Origin of the sequence: Mycobacterium sp. E1715 (genome assembly GCF_001667625.1) — a bacterium.
In the GTDB taxonomy this organism is placed as follows: Bacteria; Actinomycetota; Actinomycetes; order Mycobacteriales; family Mycobacteriaceae; genus Mycobacterium.
Genome location: NZ_LZJJ01000486.1, coordinates 1 through 1,839, shown reverse-complemented (window position 1 = coordinate 1,839; position 1,839 = coordinate 1). Strand labels below are relative to the sequence as shown.

The following is a 1,839-nucleotide window of genomic DNA, read 5'->3' as shown; positions in this document are numbered from 1 at the left end:
TCATAGTTTCCGTAGTCGAAGATCTCCTGCACGGTGATCGACGAGACGCGGGTGGTCAGGCTCACCGCCGAGTGCACCAGCGTATCGCCGGAGAAGCCGGGATCGATGCCGTTGATGTACAGCGACGAATTGCCGTCCGCACAGGCACGTTCCAACGGCGCGCGAAGCCAATCGTCGGCGTGGCGAGGAGTCACCAGCCAGACCATCGACGTGCCAACGACGTTGGTCCCGGCCGCCAGGAAACTGGCCATCTGCTCGATGGCTTCCATCGGCCGGGTCTCACCCTGAGACGTGTAGACCACACAGTCGGCGCCGAGGTCGACCAGGGCGTCGACATCGTCGGTGGCAACGACGCCCGTCGGCTGGTCCAGCCCGCACAGCCGCGCCGCATCCTGGCCGACCTTCTCCGCGCTCGCTGCGTGCACTCCGACCAGTTCGAGATCCGGTCGACCGATGATCGCCCGCAATGAGTGCCGACCCACGTTTCCGGTGGAAAACTGTATGACTCTGCGCACCGTTACCCCACATCCTTTCAGGAAGCTGCCGAGCCCATCATCACGCGTTCAGGCGCCGGGCAGGTCAGTAATCGGGTATCGGCAACGGTGAATTGTTCGAGTCGATGCCGCCGTCGACGTGGAAGGTCGCGTTGGTGGCGTAACAATCGCGCGTGCAGAGATACACCGCGAGCCGCCCGAGGTCCTCGACGTCGCCAAGCCGGTGCAGCGGGGTGGCCTCCTGCATCTTCTCCAGTGATCCGGGCATCAGATCCAGGCTGCCCTTCAGGCCGTCGGTGGCGAACGAGCCCAGGGCGATCGCGTTGACGCGGATCTTCGGGGCGAGTTCCTGTGCCATGGCACGGGTCAGCGCTTCGAGTCCGCCCTTCGCGACGCAATACGCGGTCAGCGCCCGAATGCCGAACCGCGCCGATCCCGACGAGATGTTGATGATGGAACCGTGTCCGGCACTGAGCATGTGCGGTGCCACGAGCTGGCTCATGATGAAGGCGGAGGTCACACACCAGTCGAACGTATGCCGAAAATCCTCGTCGGTGATATCCAGAAACCGCGCGTAGGTCGACCCGCCGACGTTGTTGACCAGAATGTCGATGCGATCGAAACGCTCCATGGCCGTCTGCACGACGCGTTCACCGTCCGGGCGACTCGTCGCGTCCGCGACAAGCGCCAACCCCTTACCGCCCGCCGCCTCGATATCCTCAATCGTGCCAACGATATCCGCCTCGGTTCGGGCGGTCCCGACCACAGTCACCCCGGCCTCCGCCAACACCCGGGCGATGCCTGCCCCGACGCCCTTCCCGGCGCCGGTGACGATCGCGACCTGTCCGTCCAACCGGAACTGCTCCAATGCCATGCTGGACTCCTTCGGCCGCGTGCGACGGATGCGCCGTTCAATCTATGAATTTTACTGACTTTAGTCAATGAATCTCTGGCATTCAGGCTGGAAACAGCGTGTACCGTCCAACAATGACCAGATATTGCAAGCCTTTCTGAGCGGAGCACGTCATACTTGTCGGGTTAGCCCGGAAAATCAGACTCGAGTCAGGTCAATTTGCGAGGGATGAAATGGCTGTGACGGACCGGCTGTCGGCGCGAGAAGCGAAGCGCCTGCAGACAAGGGAGCGATTGATGGGCGCCGCGATCGCGGAGTTCGCCCGGGCCGGGATGGCCGAGGCCGACGTCGGCGCCATCGTGGCCGCCGCCGGCGTCGCCCACGGGACCTTCTTCTTCCACTTCCCCACCAAGGAGCACGCTCCGCAACGTCCGCGCGACGTAATCCTCCAGCAGCGCGCGGCCCGTAGGCCAGTGGTTGGTGGTGATCAAC

At 63.7% G+C, this 1,839-nt stretch carries 2 protein-coding genes and 1 pseudogene; 1 reads left to right on the top strand and 2 read right to left on the bottom strand.

Translation table 11 applies throughout. The features are described 5' to 3' along the window. Both A9X03_RS24130 and A9X03_RS24125 read right to left on the bottom strand, forming a co-directional pair. Window positions 1-515 (bottom strand): annotated as a pseudogene (locus A9X03_RS24130) (dihydrodipicolinate reductase); the annotation flags it as partial. 64 nt (window positions 516-579) lie between these two features. Beyond that, window positions 580-1,368 (bottom strand): SDR family NAD(P)-dependent oxidoreductase, encoded by a 789-nt coding sequence (locus A9X03_RS24125; protein WP_067889722.1) that lies wholly within the window; start codon window positions 1,366-1,368, stop codon window positions 580-582. A gap of 212 nt (window positions 1,369-1,580) precedes the next feature. Between A9X03_RS24125 and A9X03_RS24120 the strand changes: the two genes are divergently transcribed. After that, on the top strand, window positions 1,581-1,839 hold a 259-nt coding region (locus tag A9X03_RS24120), incomplete at its 3' end, for a TetR family transcriptional regulator (RefSeq protein WP_231975453.1).

Bases quoted from the DNA above. Each gene is read 5' to 3' on its own strand.
- A9X03_RS24125 (WP_067889722.1), bottom strand. From the start codon at position 1,368: ATGGCATTGGAGCAGTTCCGGTTGGACGGACAGGTCGCGATCGTCACC.